Below are 14,964 nucleotides of genomic sequence, written 5' to 3'. Positions count from 1 at the left end.
TCGCGCATCCTGGGGTGCACGGCAGGCGGCATGAGGTTATCCCATGCCTTCGCTTTCCTATCTTCTGGCGCGGCTGGTGCAGATCGTTCCCACCTTCCTTCTGGTGATGGTCTTCATCTTCCTTCTCGTGCGCCTCCTGCCGGGCGATCCGGCCATCGCCATGGCCGAGGCCAAGGCGACCGATGCGCAGATCGAGCAGATCCGCCGCAATCTCGGCCTCGATCAGCCGCTGCCGGTGCAGTTCGTCGTCTTCGTCAAGAACACGCTGACCGGCGATCTCGGCCGCTCGATCATGCTGAAGGCGCCCGTCGCCGACGTCATCGTCGACCGCCTGCCGACGACGATCTTCCTTGCGCTCTATTCCGTCGTGCTCGCCATCTGTCTTGCCGGGCCGCTCGCCTTCCTTGCGGCGGCGCGGGCGAATGGCGCGGTCGATATCACCATCCGCAGCATCTTCCAGGTCGGCCTGTCGATGCCGGTCTTCTATATCGGCCTCTTGCTGCTCACGGTGCTTGCGGCGAAACTCCGGCTTTTCCCGGTCGGCGGTTATGGTGAGACGTTTCTCGACAATCTCTACCACCTCATCCTGCCGGCTCTGTCGGTCGCGCTCTATACGTCGGCGATCATCCTGCGGAACCTGCGCGCCTCGCTGATCGAGGTGCTGGACGCCGAATATGTCCAGTTCGCCCGCGCCAAGGGCCTGTCGCCGCGCATCATCATGACCCGCCATGTGCTGCGCAACGCCATGGTCTCCACAGTCACGCTGCTCGGCCTTTCCATCGGCAACCTGATGAGCGGCACGCTGGTGACGGAAACCGTCTTCGCCGTGCCGGGCGTCGGCCGCCTCATGCTGGAGGCGATTTTCGCGCGCGATTACCCGCTCATCCAGGGGCTGACACTCACCTTCGCCGTGCTCGTCTCCGTCGTCTTCCTTTTGACGGATGTCGTGCAGTCCTGGCTCGATCCGAGGCTTCGCCAGTCATGAGTGCCGTCACCTTCTCCACCGCTCGGCCGTCGCGGCTCAAGGCCTTCCTCGCCCGTGCCTTCCGCAAGCCCGCCTTCGTCGCCGGCTTCGTCATCCTTCTTCTGTCGCTGGCGCTGGCTATCTTCCCGCAGGTGCTCGCGCCCTACGATCCCTTGGCCTTCGATCTCAATGCAATCCAGCAGGGACCGAGCCTCGCGCATCCCTTCGGCACGGACAATTTCGGCCGCGACATGCTCTCGCGCGTCATCTGGGCCTATTCGGTCGATATGCAGATGGCCTTCTTCGCGACGATCTTCGCGTTGGTCATCGGCGTCACGGTCGGCGCCTTCGTCGGCTATTACGGCGGGGTGGCGGACATGATCTTCGGCCGCTGCGTCGATGCCATCATCACCTTCCCGTTCCTCGTCCTGGTCATCGCCATCGTCGCCGTGCTCGGCCCCGGCCTCGTCAACATGTATGTGGCGATCACGGCGGTGAACTGGGTCTATTACGCCCGGCTGACCCGCGCGGAAATCATGGCGCAGAAGGCCAACGACTATGCCGCCGCCGGCCGCGTGCTCGGCTATTCCGACCGCCGCATCATCTTCCGCCACTTGCTGCCCAACGCCATCTCGCCCGTCATCGTCTATTGGATGACCGACATGGCGCTCGCCATCCTGCTCGGCTCCTCGCTCGGTTATCTCGGCCTCGGCGCGCAGCCGCCGGCCGCCGAATGGGGCGTGCTCATCGCCGAGGGCCGCAACTTCCTGATGACCGCGTGGTGGATGAGCCTGACGCCCGGCATCGCCATCGTGCTCACCGGCCTCGGCTTCAGCCTCGTCGGCGATGCGCTGGCGGACCTGCTTCGCCCGAAAGGACGATAAGATGGAAAAACCCGTCGTTCTCGACGTGCGCGGCCTGCGCACGGAATTCGGCCCGGCCGACCGCCCCCTCGTCGCCGTCGACGACGTGTCGTTCCAGGTGCGCGAAGGCGAAATCCTCGGCCTCGTCGGCGAATCCGGCTCGGGCAAGAGCATCACGCTGCGCTCGATTCTCGGCATCGTCCAGCCGCGCGGCCGCGTCTTCGGCAATATCCTCTGGAAGGGTCGGGACCTCGCCGGCCTCGACGAAGCCGCCATGCGCGCCGTGCGCGGACGGCAGATCGCCATGATCTTCCAGGAGCCGATGTCCTCGCTCAACCCGCTGCTGACGGTCGGCCTGCAGATCGAGGAGAATCTCGCCGCCCATACCGGTCTCGACGCCCGCGCCCGCAAGGTGCGCGCGGTTGAGCTCTTGGACATGGTCGGTATTCCCGCCGCGAAAAGCCGGCTCGGCGATTTCCCGCACGAATTTTCCGGCGGCATGCGCCAGCGCGTGATGATCGCCATCGCGCTCGCCTCCAATCCGCGCCTGCTTCTGGCGGACGAGCCGACGACCGCGCTCGACGTGACGATCCAGGACCAGATCCTGCGCCTCATCCAGCAGCTCGCCGCCGATCTCGGCATGGCGATGATCCTCGTCACGCACGACATGGCCGTGGTGGCGGAGACCTGCGACCGCGTCGCGGTCATGTATGGCGGCCGGCTCTGCGAGACGGGTGAGACGGCAGACGTCATCGGCAATGCCCGCCATCCCTATACGCTCGGCCTCCTGCGCTCCATTCCGCGCGACGTACCGCCGCGAACACCGCTCTATTCCATTCCCGGCGCGCCGCCGTCGCTGGCGGCGATGCCAGAGGGTTGCGCCTTTACCGCGCGCTGCCCCGTCGCGGGGCCCGAATGCCGGGATGTCCGGCCATCTCTTGCCGCGCTTGCCGGCGGCGGGCTTGCCGCCTGCCACCGGGTTCCCGAAGCTGCGGCCTTTTTCAATCTCCGGGAGGCCGCGCAATGAACAATGCCCCGATCCTCTCCATCCGCGATCTGTCGATGACCTTCGCCAAGGCGCGCTCGCTCTCCGACACGCTGGCGCGCCGTCCGCAAAAGATCGTCTCGGCGCTGAACGGCGTGGAACTCGACGTCATGGCGGGCGAAACGCTCGGCATCGTCGGCGAATCCGGCTGCGGCAAGTCCACGCTCGCCCGCTGCATCGCCGGCCTCAACCGGCCGACGGCGGGCGATATCCTGTTCGAGGGCGAGAGCGTCGTCGGCCTGAAGGGCGCAAAACGCCGCGCCTATAATCGCCGCGTCCAGATGATGTTTCAGGATCCCTATACCTCGCTCAACCCGCGCATGACGGTGCGTGATACGCTGGAAGAGGCGATCACCGTGCATGGCATGCGCGCGGGGGCGGAGATCGGCCGGCGCGTCGACGAGCTGCTCGATCTGGTGCGCCTGCCCGATGGGGCGGCGGACAAGTATCCGCACGAATTCTCCGGCGGCCAGCGCCAGCGCATCGGCATCGCCCGGGCGCTGGCGCTTGAGCCGAGCTGCCTCGTCGCCGACGAGCTGGTCTCGGCGCTCGACGTTTCCGTGCAGGCGCAGGTCGTCAATCTCCTGATGGAGCTGCAGGACAATCTTGGCCTCACCGTGCTGTTCGTCGCGCATGATCTGAGGCTCGTGCGCCATGTCTCGCACCGTGTCGCCGTCATCTATCTCGGCGCCATCGTCGAGATCGGCCCGTCGGAGGCGCTGTTCTCCAGCCCGCGCCATCCCTATTCCCGCGCGCTGCTTGCCGCCGCGCCCTCGCTCGATCCGGCGAAGCGCCGGCGGGGGCCGGCCATTACCGGTGAGCTTCCGTCGCCACTCGATGTGCCGCCGGGCTGCCCCTTCCACCTGCGCTGCCCGCACGCGGCGGATATCTGCCGGCGCGAAAAACCGGTGCTCCGCCCCGCCGGCGCGGGCAGGAGCGCCTGCCATTTCGCCGATGTGCTGGCGGATGCCTGAAACACCATGCTTCCCAAGGAAAATGCCATGACCTCGAAATCCCCCGTCGCCGCCCTGCGCGCAAAACTCGCTGAAGAAGGGCTGGACGGCTATGTCGTTCCGCGCTTCGACGAGCATCAGGGCGAATATTGCGCCGCCCATGACAACCGCCTCGCCCATGTCACCGGTTTCACCGGCTCGGCGGGTGTCGCCATCGTCATGCGCGACCGCGCGGCGATCTTCGTCGATGGACGTTATCAGGTGCAGGTGCGCGCGGAGATCGATGAGGGCATCTTCGCCATCCAGCATTTCTACGACGCGCCGCTGAAGGACTGGCTGCGCACGAACCTTCGCCCCGGCGAGCGCGTCGGCTTCAACGCCATGCTGCTGCCCTCCACCTGGGACGCGGATTGCGGTGCCTCTGTCAAGGCGGCCGGCGCGCACTGGGTGTCGGTGACGGACGATCTCGTCGACGCGATCTGGGTGGACCAGCCCGAACGCCCGCTCGGCAAGATCACCGCCTTTCCCCTCGCCCGCTCCGGCGAAACCGTTGCGGAGAAGAAGCGGCGCATCGCCGCCGCGCTCGCCGATGAGGGGGCCGATTTCCTCGTCGAGACGCAGCCGGACAACATCGCCTGGTTCCTCAACGTGCGCGGCTCCGACGTCGCCTTCAACCCGATGCCGCAGAGTTTCCTCATCCTCGACCGCTCCGGCACTGCCGAGTGGCTGGTCGATCACCGCAAGCTGCCGAACGATCTTTCCGATTTCGAGCTCCAGGGCGTCGCGATGGCGGAACCGAAAAGTTTGCTGGAGCGTGTGCGCAACGCAGCGCCGGAGCGCACGCTGCTGCTCGACCCGGCCTTCGCTCCCTCCGCCGTCGCCCATGCGGCGCGGATAGCCGGCGGCCGGGTACGGCTGAACCGCAGCCCCGTCACGCTTGCCAAGATGGTCAAGAACCCGGCGGAGCTTGCCGGCTTTCGCGATTGCCACAAGTTCGACGGCGCAGCCTGGATCCGCTTCTTCGCCTGGCTGGAGAAACACGGCGCGACCCGTGCGGCAAGCGGCAGGCCGATAACCGAGCTGGAGGCGGAAGAGCGCATTCTCGCCTTCCGGCAGATGGCGGGGGACTTCGTCGAACCGAGCTTCCGCACCATCTCCGCCTCGGCCGGCAACGCCGCCATGTGCCACTATGCGGCCAGCACCGCGAGCAATGCGCCGATCACCGAGAAGGGCGTCTACCTGCTCGATTCGGGCGGGCAATATCTTTCCGGCACGACGGACGCCACGCGCACCACCGCCCTTGCCCCCGTCAGCGACGAGATACGCCAACGCTATACCGCGGTGCTGAAGGGCTTCATCTCCATGATGGCGTTGAAATTCCCCGCCGGCACCTGCGGCCACCATCTCGATGCCTTCGCCCGCCGCCCGCTCTGGGATCTCGGCCTCGACTACGACCACGGCACCGGTCACGGCGTCGGCCATTTCCTCTCGGTGCACGAGCTGCCGCAGCGCTTCGACCGGCGCATCAACGAGATCGTGCTGACGCCGGGCATGGTGACGACCATCGAGCCCGGCTACTACAAGGCGGGCGAATACGGCATCCGCATCGAGAATCAGGTGGAAGTGGTGAGCGAGCCGGACGGTTTCCTGCGCTTCCGCACCCTGACCCTCATCCCGATCGACCTTCGCCTTGCCGATCTCGGCGCGTTGACGGGAGCCGAATGCCGCTGGCTCGACGCTTACCATGCCGAGGTCGCGGCTGCGATGGGCGGTCTGCTCGATGGCGAAGCTGCGGCATGGCTCGCTGCCAGGACCGCATCTATTTTGGATCTCTGATTTCTGGAGCGTCGCCCTCGTGTCTCAGTTGGATTAATTCGCGTACCATCGTGCATCGTCAAGTTTGGATCGCTCACATGAGTTTCGATGAAAAGGGAGACACTTACTCCCCTACCAACGCGGCCTCTCCAACCTCCATGGGCCGCGCGCTGCGGAGGCGGCGTCAGGAAATAGGCAAGACGATGCGGCAGATTGCTGAACAGGTAGGCCTCAGCGAAGGCTTCATCACCCAAATCGAGCGCGGACTTTCGACGCCGTCACTGATCTCGCTCTACAATCTCGCCTCGACGCTTGAGACCAGCGTGGACACCCTCCTGGCGCAGGTGCCCCAGCGCGATCATTCGATAGTTTCCGACGCGGCCGAGCTGCCGGACTATAGTCTCTACAAGGAAGAGCGTGTGTATCACCTGCTCCAGCGCGGCTTTCCCGAAGCGCAGCTCAACAGCTGCATCACCCATATGCCGCCCGGCTACGTTTCGGAACTGACGCGGCATGAGGGCGAAGACTTCCTTTTCATCATCGAGGGGGAAATGCTCTACGAAGTGGGTGGCAAGGAATACGTTCTCAGGACCGGTGACACCCTGCATTTCCCCGCTTCGCTGCCGCACCGCGCCCGCAATATCGGCGCCTCTCCGGCGCGCGAACTCTGGGTCGGCACGACGCCGATCCTGCCCGGCCGTTAAGGCAATCCGGGCCGTTCGTTTTTGCGCGATTTTCTCCATTAGGCGATTGACAACTTCGCGAGAAACTTTAGCATCACTAAAGTCTTGTGGCGCGACATAGAGCGCAAACCAGCGGGGAAGGGCGCCGGGTCGCGCCGCAAGGCGAAGTGTGAGGAGAATTCGGCAGCGGGCGCAATGCACATCGGGCCGTGGCATTTCAAGAATGGCGAAACGGGAGCAGGCGGCAAGCAGGTGGAATCCTGCCCGACTGAAGGAGGAAACATGCGCCTACACAAATTGATCAGCGGCACGATGCTGGCGATGGCCCTTGCGGCCTCGACTGCCCTTGCGGAAACGCCCAAGAACACGCTCGTCGTCGCCGATACCATCGACGACATCATCACGCTCGATCCGGGCGAGGTGTCGGAAACCGGCGGCGTCTTGACATCGAACCAGATCTACCAGCCGCTTGTCACGGTCGCGCCCGACGACAGCAGCAAGATTATCGGCGTGCTCGCCGAAAGCTGGACGGCATCCGAGGACGGCAAGACCTTCACCTTCAAGATGCGTCCCGGCCTGAAATTCGCCTCCGGCAACCCGGTCACCGCCAAAGACGCTGAATATTCGCTGCGCCGCGTCGTGGAGATGAAGTCGCGCTCGGCCTTCATCATCACCCAGTTCGGCTTCACGCCTGAGAACGTCAAGGATCGCATCAAGGCGACCGACGACATGACGCTGGTCATCGAGATCGGCGACAGCTATGCGCCGTCCTTCCTCTATTACTGCCTCTCCTCCTATGTCGGCGGCATCGTCGATTCCAAGCTGGTGCAGGAGCACGAGGTCAACGGCGACTTCGGCAATGCCTGGCTGAAATCAGAAAACTCCGCCGGCTCCGGCCCCTATGTGCTGACGCGCTGGGAACCGAAGCAGTCGATCATGCTCACCCGCAACCCGAACTATACCGGCGAGACGGGCGGGCTGGAGCGAATCTTCCTCCAGCACATTCCCGAAAGCGCGGCCCAGCGCCTGCTTCTGGAAAAGGGCGACATCGACATCGCCAACAGGCTCGGCCCCGATGATTTCACCGCGCTGGAAGGCAATGCGGATGTGGGCTTCGCCAACGGCGTTTCCGGCACAATCTATTACATGGGCCTCAATGTCCGCAACGAGCACCTCGCCAAGCCCAAGGTCGTCGAAGCGCTGAAATATCTCGTCGACTACCAGGGCATCGCCGACACGATCTCGCGCGGCACGATGGAAGTGCACCAGACGCTTGTGCCGAAGGGTTTTCTCGGCGCGATCGACTACAATCCCTACAAGCTAGACATCGAGAAGGCCAAGGCGCTGCTGAGCGACGCCGGCGTCTCGGGTGAATTCACGCTCAACTCCGTCGTCTGGAACACGCCGCCCTATACGGACTTCGCCCAGGCCATCCAGGCGACGATGGCGCAAGCCGGCGTCAAGCTGAACCTCGAAGTGGTCGACGGCCAGCAATGGCTGGAGCGCTACCGCTCGGCAAGCCTCGACATCTGGTTCGGCCTGTGGGGTCCCGACTATCCGGATCCGCATTCCAACGCCAAGGCCTTCGCCGTCAACAAGAAGGATGCGCCTGACGGCTCGACCGGTCTTGCCGACCGCTTCGGCTGGGATGCCGGAAAGCTCTCGCCGGATGCGATGGCCGCGGTGCGCGAAAAGGACACGGACAAGCGCCGCGCCATGTATGAGGCGCTGCAGAAGACGCACACCGACACCTCGCCGTTCCTCTACATGTTCCAGCAGGTCCGCAAGGTCGGTATCCGTAGCTCCGTCAAGGGCCTCGTGCTCGGGCAGACCTTCTCCGACGACCGCTACTGGAACGTCACCAAGTAAGGTATCGAACCAGACGTCGGCCGCGGGCTGGTTGATCCTCCTGCGGCCGACGGCCGATCGACAGCAAGCAACCGGAGTGGTTCGTGCCGGAAGTTCTCCTCAACCGCGTCCTCGCCATCGGCGGGCGGATTCTCAGCCTTGCGCTCACCGTCGGCATCACGCTGATCGGCCTTGCAGCGCTCACCTTCTGCATCGGTCGCATCGTGCCCATCGACCCCGTCATCTCGGTGGTGGGGCCAAAGGCCAGCGAGGAGGTTTACCAGCGCGTCTTCCTCGAAATGGGGCTGGACAAACCGGTCTGGCAGCAGTTCCTGCTCTATGCCGGCAAGCTGGTGCAGGGCGATTTCGGCACGTCCTTCGTCACCAATCGGCCCGTCCTGTCGGACCTTGCCGGCTTCTTCCCTGCGACACTGGAGCTGGCAACCCTCGGCTTGCTCATCGGCACGCTCGTCGGCGTTCCCGCCGGCGTCGCCGCCGCCTACTGGCATGACCGCTGGCCGGACTACCTCATCCGCTTTATCGGCCTCATCGGCTATTCCGTCCCGATCTTCTGGCTCGGCCTTGTCGGCCTCTTCATTTTCTACGCACGGCTCGACTGGGTGTCCGGGCCGGGGCAGATCGATGTCTTCTACCAGGGCATCGTCAAGCCGGTGACGGGGTCGATCCTCATCGATTCTACCATCGCGGGGGAGTGGGAAGTCTTCGCCAACGCCTGGAGCCATATCGTGCTGCCGGCCTTGCTGCTGGGCTACTACAGCCTCGCCTATATATCGCGCATGACCCGTTCGATGATGCTCGACCAACTCTCGCGCGAATACGTGCTGACAGCGCGCCTCAAGGGGGCGACCGAATATCGCGTCGTCATGCTGCACGCGCTGCGCAACGCCGCCATCCCGCTGGTGACGGTCATCGCCCTATCCTATGGCGGCCTGCTCGAAGGCTCCGTGCTGGTAGAGACCGTCTTCGCCTGGCCCGGCATCGGCAACTACATCGCCTCGTCGCTGTTCAGGGCCGATATCAACGCCGTTCTCGGCGGCACGGTTCTCGTCGGCGCCGTCTTCATCCTGCTCAACATGGTCTCGGACGTCATCTACCAGATGCTCGATCCGCGCTCCAACCTTCGTCGCCGGTAGGAGGCCGCCATGACCGTCCTCGTTCAAAACGACAGCCGCCGGGCGCTGCTCCAGGTCCGCCTTCGGGAATTGCAGCCCTTCGCGCGGCGCTTTGCACGCAATCCACTTGGCATGCTCGGCCTTGCCATTCTCGGCCTGCTGCTGCTTGCCGCCATTTTCGCGCCGCTGCTGGCGACGCACGATCCCTATCTCCCCGAACTCACCCATCGTCTCCTGCCGCCGAGCGCCGAAAATTGGCTCGGCACGGACGAACTCGGCCGCGATATCTATACGAGAATCCTCTACGGCGCGCGGCTGACGCTGCTCATCGTCGGGCTGGTCGTCGCCACCTCCGCCCCCATCGGCCTTATCATCGGTGCGGTGGCGGGCACATCGGGCGGCTGGGTCGATGCGGTCTTCATGCGCATCACCGACGTCTTCCTCGCCGTGCCGAAACTGCTGCTGGCGCTCGCCTTCGTCGCCGCGCTCGGCCCCGGCATCGTTAATGCGGCCCTCGCCATCACGCTCACCGCCTGGCCGCCCTATGCGCGGCTGGCGCGCGCCGAAGCACTGATCGTGCGCGACAGCGACTATGTGAACGCCATCAGGCTTGCCGGCGGGTCCGAGTTCCGCATCGTCTTCCGCCACATCATCCCCATGTGTATCTCCTCCGTCATCGTGCGCATGACGCTCGACATGGCCGGCATCATCCTGACGGCCGCCGGCCTCGGCTTTATCGGCCTCGGCGCACAGCCGCCGCTGCCGGAATGGGGCGCGATGATCTCTACCGGCCGCAAGTTCATCTTCGACCAGTGGTGGGTGGCGACCATGCCCGGCTTTGCAATCTTCATCGTCAGCCTCGGCTTCAACCTGCTCGGCGACGCCATGCGCGACCTGCTCGACCCGCATCTGAGGAGGCGCGGATGACCGACGCACTCGTGAACGTCGAAAACCTGCGCATCGGCTTTGCCGGCGAAGGGGGCAGCCTCGTCGAGGCGGTGAAGGGCGTGTCCTTCCGCCTCGGCCGGGAAAAGCTCGGCATCGTCGGCGAAAGCGGCTCGGGCAAGAGCCTTTCCAGCCGCGCCTTGATGGGCGTCCTGCCCGCCCATGCGCGGGTCGAGGCCGATGCCATGTCCTTTGCCGGCATCGATCTTCTCGCCGCCCCGCCGCGCCTTCGCCGCCAGCTGCGCGGCAATCGCATGGGCATGATCCTGCAGGACCCTAAATTCTCGCTCAACCCGGTGATGACGGTCGGAAAACAGATCGCCGAGGCCATCCGGCTCGGTGATCGCTCGCTGCCGCGCGCGGCCGTGCGCCGAAAGGTGCTGGAAGTGTTGGAGGCCGTGCATATCCGCTCGCCGGAGCGCGTCCACGACCTTTATCCGCACGAGCTTTCCGGCGGCATGGGCCAGCGCGTGATGATCGCCATGATGGTGGTGCGCGAACCGGAACTTTTGATCGCCGACGAGCCGACCTCCGCCCTCGACGTCACCGTGCAGGCACAGGTGCTCGACATCATGGACGAGCAGGTCAAGCGGCGCGGCATGGGACTGATCTTCATCAGCCACGACCTCAACCTCGTCTCGCGCTTCTGCGACCGGGTACTGGTCATGTATGCCGGTCGCATCGCCGAGACGCTGGATGCCCGGCGCATGGACGAGGCGCAGCATCCCTATACGCAAGGGCTGCTGGCATGCCTGCCCGCCATCGATGGCCCGCTGACACCACTGCCGACCCTCGAGCGCGCCGCCAGCTGGGAGGAGGCCCGCCCATGATCCGCATCGACGATCTCACCGTCCGCTTCGGCAGCGCCATCGCCGTCGACGGCTTCAACCTTCAGGTCGCGGTAGGCGAGAGTTTCGGCCTCGTCGGGGAAAGCGGCTCGGGGAAATCGACCGTGTTACGCACCGTCATGGGCCTCAACCGCGACTGGAGCGGCGATATCCGCATCTCGGATATCGATGTGCGCAAGGACCGGCGGCAGGATCTCGTGCACATCGCGCAGATGGTGTTTCAGGATCCCTATGCCTCGCTCCACCCCCGCTACACGATCGGCGAGGCGATCGCCGAACCCATGCGGATCAACCGCATCCCCGATGCAAGCGGCCGCACCATCGAGCTTCTCGAGATGATCGGCCTGACGGCGGAGCACCGCTTCCGCTTCCCGCACGAGCTTTCCGGCGGCCAGCGCCAGCGCGTCGCCATCGCCCGCGCCTTGTCGCTCTCTCCTAGGGTGCTGCTGCTCGACGAGCCGACTTCGGCACTAGACGTCTCCGTGCAGGCCGAAATCCTCAACCTGCTGAACCGCCTGCGCCGGGAGCTGAACCTTACCTTCGTCATCGTCAGCCACGACCTCGCGGTCATCTCCTACATGTGCGACCGGCTGATGGTGATGCAGAACGCCCGCTCGGTGGAAACGCTGACGCGCGAACAGTTGCGCGCCGGCGACATGCAGAGCGACTATACGCGCACCCTATTCAAGGCGAGCCATCGCCATTTGAAGACCGTTTAACTAAGTGATGTGCTCTGAACACATTGATTAACAGCGCTCTGGCACGGAAAAACTCTCAATGAAGTATTTGCCTATCGTCTCGCAGGCGACTTGGAAGTTCAAGCAATCAACACGAGAGTTTAGATTAGTGGGCGAGACACGCGGTATTGGCCCCGCCGATCACGCGGTTTCGACCAGCAAGCTTAGCGGCATAGAGTCGCGCGTCTGCTATCTCGATTAATGCTCGAGCGCCGCCAGCTTCATCTATAGTGGAGATGCCCACACTAACAGTGACTGGCCTGCTGCCGGTTTTTCGGACACCTGGTTAAGCTAACATAGCTTTCTCCTCGAACTCGACCGGGCTCATATAGCCCAGTGTCGAGTGCCGTCGCCGGGGATTGTAGAAGCGCTCGATGTAATCGAACACGTCTGCCCTGGCATCATCCCTCGTCCTGTAGACCTTGCGGGCTGTTCGCTCGGTTTTCAGCGACGAGAAGAAGCTCTCCATCGCAGCATTATCCCAGACATTGGATCAAGGCCGCCTTCCGCGCACTGACGAATGGCGGCGTGCAGGCGATCCGCGCTGAGGCGATCGCCCGCGACCTGAAGGTTAGCAAAGGCTCCTTCTATTGGCATTTCAAGGATGTGCCGGACCTGAAGGCAAAGATGCTTGCCCATTGGGCGCGTGAAGCGACAGACGCTGTCATCGCGGAAATCGAAGCCGCGGAAGCACCGGCGCAAGTGCGATTGCGGTTGCTAGTGTATGCCGCGACCGACGAACGCAGCCTTCCCTATGGCGGCTTGCTAACGGATGGCGCAATCCGTGAGTGGGCGCGCTTCGACGCCACTGCGGCAATGATCCTCAAGTCCGTCGACGGACGCCGCCTTGACTATATCTCCGGCCTTCTCAGTCATTGAGGATTTTCGTCAGTTGAGAGCCGCAGCGGTGCCGGCGCGCTCTACGGCGCGCTGATCGGGCTTGAGGCACTCTCTGCAAATGGTCTTGCCAATGTTCGAAGCGATCTGCTTCGGATCCTCGAGGCGCTTATTGGGTGTAGAGCTTCACAATGAATTAAACCGCGCCGGATTTACCTCAAGCTTCAACTTCTGAGAAAGTGGATCCGATAGGAGCATGACAACGAACAAGTTGTCACCTGAAGTCCGCGAACGTGCCATACGCATGATGCCGGATCACGAGACAGAACACCCTTCACGGTGGTCTACCGTTTCGTTTTTCGCGGTTAGGATCGGCTGCGAGGCACGTCACCTCTGACGGAGTCGCAACCGTGTTTGATGTCCTTCTCGAACTGCGGCGCGGAAGTGATATAGGCCCGGTTTCGATTTAGCTAAATCCAAACAGTTTTTCCCTCCCCTTCGCAACCGAAAGCACGAAGGGTCGCCGCAGGAACTTTAAGCATACGTCCCGATAAGCCTTCCGAGAGAAAGGCCGCGGTCTGCGGCTCCCTGTAGGCGAGCATTTCATCAGCATGTTCTTTCGTGCAGATGCCGCGCAAGGCGCGCAGGCAGCCGCTATGGGTGACAGCGACATGCGGGCGGGTCTGGTCGAGGGAGCGCAGCCATTCCCGCAGCCGTTCGGCCAGCGCCGTGCGGCTCTCCCCGCCGGGCATGGAATAATCCCACGGATCGGCGGCATGGGCATTGTATTGCTCGGGCAGATCCCGCTCGATCTCGCCATGCAGGCGCCCTTCCCAGACGCCGTAGCAGCGCTCGGCCAACAGGGACGCCTCTGCGAAGCGCTCGAAGGGCAGCGACCAGATATCGGCGAGGATGGAAGCCGTCTGCCGGGCGCGGCCGAGAGGGCTGACCCAGAACGCCGCATCCGTCATGTCCGCCACGGTTTCCGAAAGCCGCACGGCGACGGCCTGCGCCTGACGCATGCCATTGACGGTCAGCGGCGTGTCGCGGCTTCCTTGCAGGCGTCCGGCGACGTTCCATTGGGTCTCCCCGTGGCGGATGACGAGGAGGGTGGGCAGGGTTTCAGTCATGAATCAAACCTTTGCATGGGGGAACTTTCGCCGCCAAAGCGGCGAAGAGGATCGTTGTCAATCGGCAAGCCAAAGCGCCGAGGCCGGCTTGATGCCGAGCACCGTGCTACTGCCTGGAGCAAGCAAGCCATCGCCGGAATGGAAGGGCGCGTCGACCAGCACCGTCGCCGTGCCCACCTCCACGCCGTAGCGCACCGTCGCGCCGAGGAATTCCCGGTGCGCGATGGTGCCGGAAAGCGGGACGGCATCGGCATCCACCGTGCCGATCGTCGCATATTGCGGGCGGAAGACGAGCTTCGCCCCGGCCGGCACGTCGACACCGGCCGGCACAGGAATGCTGCCGCCGCCAGCCACCTCGAAGCTGCGCGCCGCGCCTTCACCCTTCACGCTGCCCTCCAGAATGTTCGCCGTGCCGAGGAAGTTGGCGACGAAGAGGTTGGCCGGCTTCTCGTAGAGCTGCATCGGCGTGCCGACCTGCTGGATGCGTCCTTCATTGAAGACGGCGATGCGGTCGCAGACCGTGTTCGCCTCCTCCTGATCGTGAGTGACGAAGATGGTGGTGAGCTTCAAGCGCTGCTGAAGTTCGCGCAGCTCCCGCCGCACCTCCACACGCATCTTCGCGTCGAGGTTCGACAGCGGCTCGTCGAGCAGCAGCACCTTGGGCTCGATGGCGATGGTGCGGGCAAGCGCCACGCGCTGCTGCTGGCCGCCGGAAAGCTGCGAGGGCCTCCGGTCGGCGAGATGCGACAGGCCGACCAGCGCAAGAGCCGCGGCCACGCGCTTTTCCACCTCGGCACGCGGCAAGCGCCGCTCCTCCAGGCCAAAGGCGACATTGCGTGCCACCGTCATATGAGGCCAGAGCGCATAGGACTGGAACACCATGCCGATGTCGCGCTTCCACGGCGGCATGTCGAGCACATCCTCGCCGCCGACGACGACGGCGCCGTTCTGGGCCTGATTGAACCCGGCGATGAGGCGCAGCAGCGTCGTCTTCCCGCAGCCGGAAGGGCCGAGGAAGGCGAAGAACTCGCCAGGCTGGATTTCGAGATTGATGTCCTTCAGCACATGCAGCGAACCATAATAGAGGTTCACGTCGCAGATGCTGATGGCCTTGGCAGGGCTTTCCGCGAGGACAGCCTTGTCGATATTGATGGTCATAGTCC

The 14,964-nt window shown here is 64.1% G+C and carries 15 protein-coding genes and 2 pseudogenes; 13 read left to right on the top strand and 4 right to left on the bottom strand.

What is annotated here, in order from left to right:
- Nucleotides 1-43 precede the first annotated feature (43 nt).
- From WMC41_RS30405 to WMC41_RS30355, 11 genes are all read left to right on the top strand, one after another.
- On the top strand, nt 44-985 hold the full coding sequence (locus tag WMC41_RS30405) for an ABC transporter permease (protein WP_432349860.1): 942 nt from the start codon (nt 44-46) through the stop codon (nt 983-985).
- Complete coding sequence (locus WMC41_RS30400; RefSeq protein WP_432349859.1) at nt 982-1,848, top strand: ABC transporter permease; 867 nt, start codon at nt 982-984, stop codon at nt 1,846-1,848. Before WMC41_RS30405 ends, WMC41_RS30400 begins: the two co-directional genes overlap by 4 nt.
- A 1-nt stretch (nt 1,849) precedes the next feature.
- Complete coding sequence (locus tag WMC41_RS30395) at nt 1,850-2,854, top strand: ABC transporter ATP-binding protein (protein WP_432349858.1); 1,005 nt, start codon at nt 1,850-1,852, stop codon at nt 2,852-2,854.
- Nucleotides 2,851-3,846 (top strand): ABC transporter ATP-binding protein, encoded by a 996-nt coding sequence (locus WMC41_RS30390; protein ID WP_432349857.1) that lies wholly within the window; start codon nt 2,851-2,853, stop codon nt 3,844-3,846. The genes WMC41_RS30395 and WMC41_RS30390 overlap by 4 nt, the downstream gene beginning before the upstream one ends.
- 27 nt (nt 3,847-3,873) lie before the next feature.
- Entirely contained in the window at nt 3,874-5,661 is a 1,788-nt protein-coding gene (locus tag WMC41_RS30385) for an aminopeptidase P family protein (protein WP_432349856.1), read from the top strand.
- Nucleotides 5,662-5,843: 182 nt separating this feature from the next.
- Entirely contained in the window at nt 5,844-6,344 is a 501-nt protein-coding gene (locus tag WMC41_RS30380; RefSeq protein WP_432349855.1) for a helix-turn-helix domain-containing protein, read from the top strand.
- A gap of 261 nt (nt 6,345-6,605) precedes the next feature.
- Nucleotides 6,606-8,192 (top strand): ABC transporter substrate-binding protein, encoded by a 1,587-nt coding sequence (locus WMC41_RS30375; RefSeq protein WP_432349854.1) that lies wholly within the window; start codon nt 6,606-6,608, stop codon nt 8,190-8,192.
- Nucleotides 8,193-8,275: 83 nt separating this feature from the next.
- Complete coding sequence (locus tag WMC41_RS30370) at nt 8,276-9,325, top strand: ABC transporter permease (protein ID WP_432349853.1); 1,050 nt, start codon at nt 8,276-8,278, stop codon at nt 9,323-9,325.
- A 9-nt stretch (nt 9,326-9,334) separates the two neighbouring features.
- Complete coding sequence (locus WMC41_RS30365; RefSeq protein ID WP_432349852.1) at nt 9,335-10,231, top strand: ABC transporter permease; 897 nt, start codon at nt 9,335-9,337, stop codon at nt 10,229-10,231.
- Nucleotides 10,228-11,079 (top strand): ABC transporter ATP-binding protein, encoded by an 852-nt coding sequence (locus WMC41_RS30360; RefSeq protein WP_432349851.1) that lies wholly within the window; start codon nt 10,228-10,230, stop codon nt 11,077-11,079. Before WMC41_RS30365 ends, WMC41_RS30360 begins: the two co-directional genes overlap by 4 nt.
- The gene (locus WMC41_RS30355) at nt 11,076-11,816 is read left to right on the top strand and encodes an ABC transporter ATP-binding protein (RefSeq protein WP_432349850.1); all 741 of its coding nucleotides are present in this window, start codon (nt 11,076-11,078) and stop codon (nt 11,814-11,816) included. The genes WMC41_RS30360 and WMC41_RS30355 overlap by 4 nt, the downstream gene beginning before the upstream one ends.
- 124 nt (nt 11,817-11,940) lie before the next feature.
- Here WMC41_RS30355 and WMC41_RS30350 read toward each other — a convergent pair whose 3' ends face one another.
- Entirely contained in the window at nt 11,941-12,078 is a 138-nt protein-coding gene (locus WMC41_RS30350) for a hypothetical protein (protein ID WP_432349849.1), read from the bottom strand.
- A gap of 42 nt (nt 12,079-12,120) precedes the next feature.
- A pseudogene (locus WMC41_RS30345) lies at nt 12,121-12,324 on the bottom strand (IS3 family transposase); the annotation flags it as partial.
- Between the two features lie 38 nt (nt 12,325-12,362).
- Between WMC41_RS30345 and WMC41_RS30340 the strand changes: the two are divergent.
- The gene (locus tag WMC41_RS30340) at nt 12,363-12,713 is read left to right on the top strand and encodes a hypothetical protein (RefSeq protein WP_432349848.1); all 351 of its coding nucleotides are present in this window, start codon (nt 12,363-12,365) and stop codon (nt 12,711-12,713) included.
- Between the two features lie 214 nt (nt 12,714-12,927).
- A pseudogene (locus WMC41_RS30335) lies at nt 12,928-13,065 on the top strand (IS3 family transposase); the annotation flags it as partial.
- A gap of 76 nt (nt 13,066-13,141) precedes the next feature.
- Here WMC41_RS30335 and WMC41_RS30330 read toward each other — a convergent pair.
- Together WMC41_RS30330 and WMC41_RS30325 are read right to left on the bottom strand one after the other, a co-directional pair.
- Nucleotides 13,142-13,801 carry a histidine phosphatase family protein gene (locus tag WMC41_RS30330; RefSeq protein ID WP_432349847.1) on the bottom strand — a complete coding sequence of 220 codons (660 nt, stop codon included), beginning with the start codon at nt 13,799-13,801 and terminating at the stop codon, nt 13,142-13,144.
- Between the two features lie 57 nt (nt 13,802-13,858).
- Nucleotides 13,859-14,959, bottom strand: coding sequence for an ABC transporter ATP-binding protein (locus tag WMC41_RS30325; protein ID WP_432349846.1), 1,101 nt, complete (start codon nt 14,957-14,959; stop codon nt 13,859-13,861).
- Nucleotides 14,960-14,964 lie beyond the last annotated feature (5 nt).

The sequence above is a fragment of the Shinella yambaruensis genome (assembly GCF_050859155.1).
Classification (GTDB): Bacteria; Pseudomonadota; Alphaproteobacteria; order Rhizobiales; family Rhizobiaceae; genus Shinella; species Shinella yambaruensis.
Note: the sequence above shows the minus strand (reverse complement) of the source record. Positions and strands in the feature narration are given on the sequence as shown.

Bases quoted from the DNA above. Each gene is read 5' to 3' on its own strand.
- WMC41_RS30400 (WP_432349859.1), top strand. From the start codon at position 982: ATGAGTGCCGTCACCTTCTCCACCGCTCGGCCGTCGCGGCTCAAGGCC.
- WMC41_RS30330 (WP_432349847.1), bottom strand. From the start codon at position 13,801: ATGACTGAAACCCTGCCCACCCTCCTCGTCATCCGCCACGGGGAGACC.
- WMC41_RS30355 (WP_432349850.1), top strand. From the start codon at position 11,076: ATGATCCGCATCGACGATCTCACCGTCCGCTTCGGCAGCGCCATCGCC.
- WMC41_RS30375 (WP_432349854.1), top strand. From the start codon at position 6,606: ATGCGCCTACACAAATTGATCAGCGGCACGATGCTGGCGATGGCCCTT.
- WMC41_RS30385 (WP_432349856.1), top strand. From the start codon at position 3,874: ATGACCTCGAAATCCCCCGTCGCCGCCCTGCGCGCAAAACTCGCTGAA.
- WMC41_RS30360 (WP_432349851.1), top strand. From the start codon at position 10,228: ATGACCGACGCACTCGTGAACGTCGAAAACCTGCGCATCGGCTTTGCC.
- WMC41_RS30380 (WP_432349855.1), top strand. From the start codon at position 5,844: ATGCGGCAGATTGCTGAACAGGTAGGCCTCAGCGAAGGCTTCATCACC.
- WMC41_RS30405 (WP_432349860.1), top strand. From the start codon at position 44: ATGCCTTCGCTTTCCTATCTTCTGGCGCGGCTGGTGCAGATCGTTCCC.
- WMC41_RS30390 (WP_432349857.1), top strand. From the start codon at position 2,851: ATGAACAATGCCCCGATCCTCTCCATCCGCGATCTGTCGATGACCTTC.
- WMC41_RS30325 (WP_432349846.1), bottom strand. From the start codon at position 14,959: ATGACCATCAATATCGACAAGGCTGTCCTCGCGGAAAGCCCTGCCAAG.
- WMC41_RS30365 (WP_432349852.1), top strand. From the start codon at position 9,335: ATGACCGTCCTCGTTCAAAACGACAGCCGCCGGGCGCTGCTCCAGGTC.
- WMC41_RS30395 (WP_432349858.1), top strand. From the start codon at position 1,850: ATGGAAAAACCCGTCGTTCTCGACGTGCGCGGCCTGCGCACGGAATTC.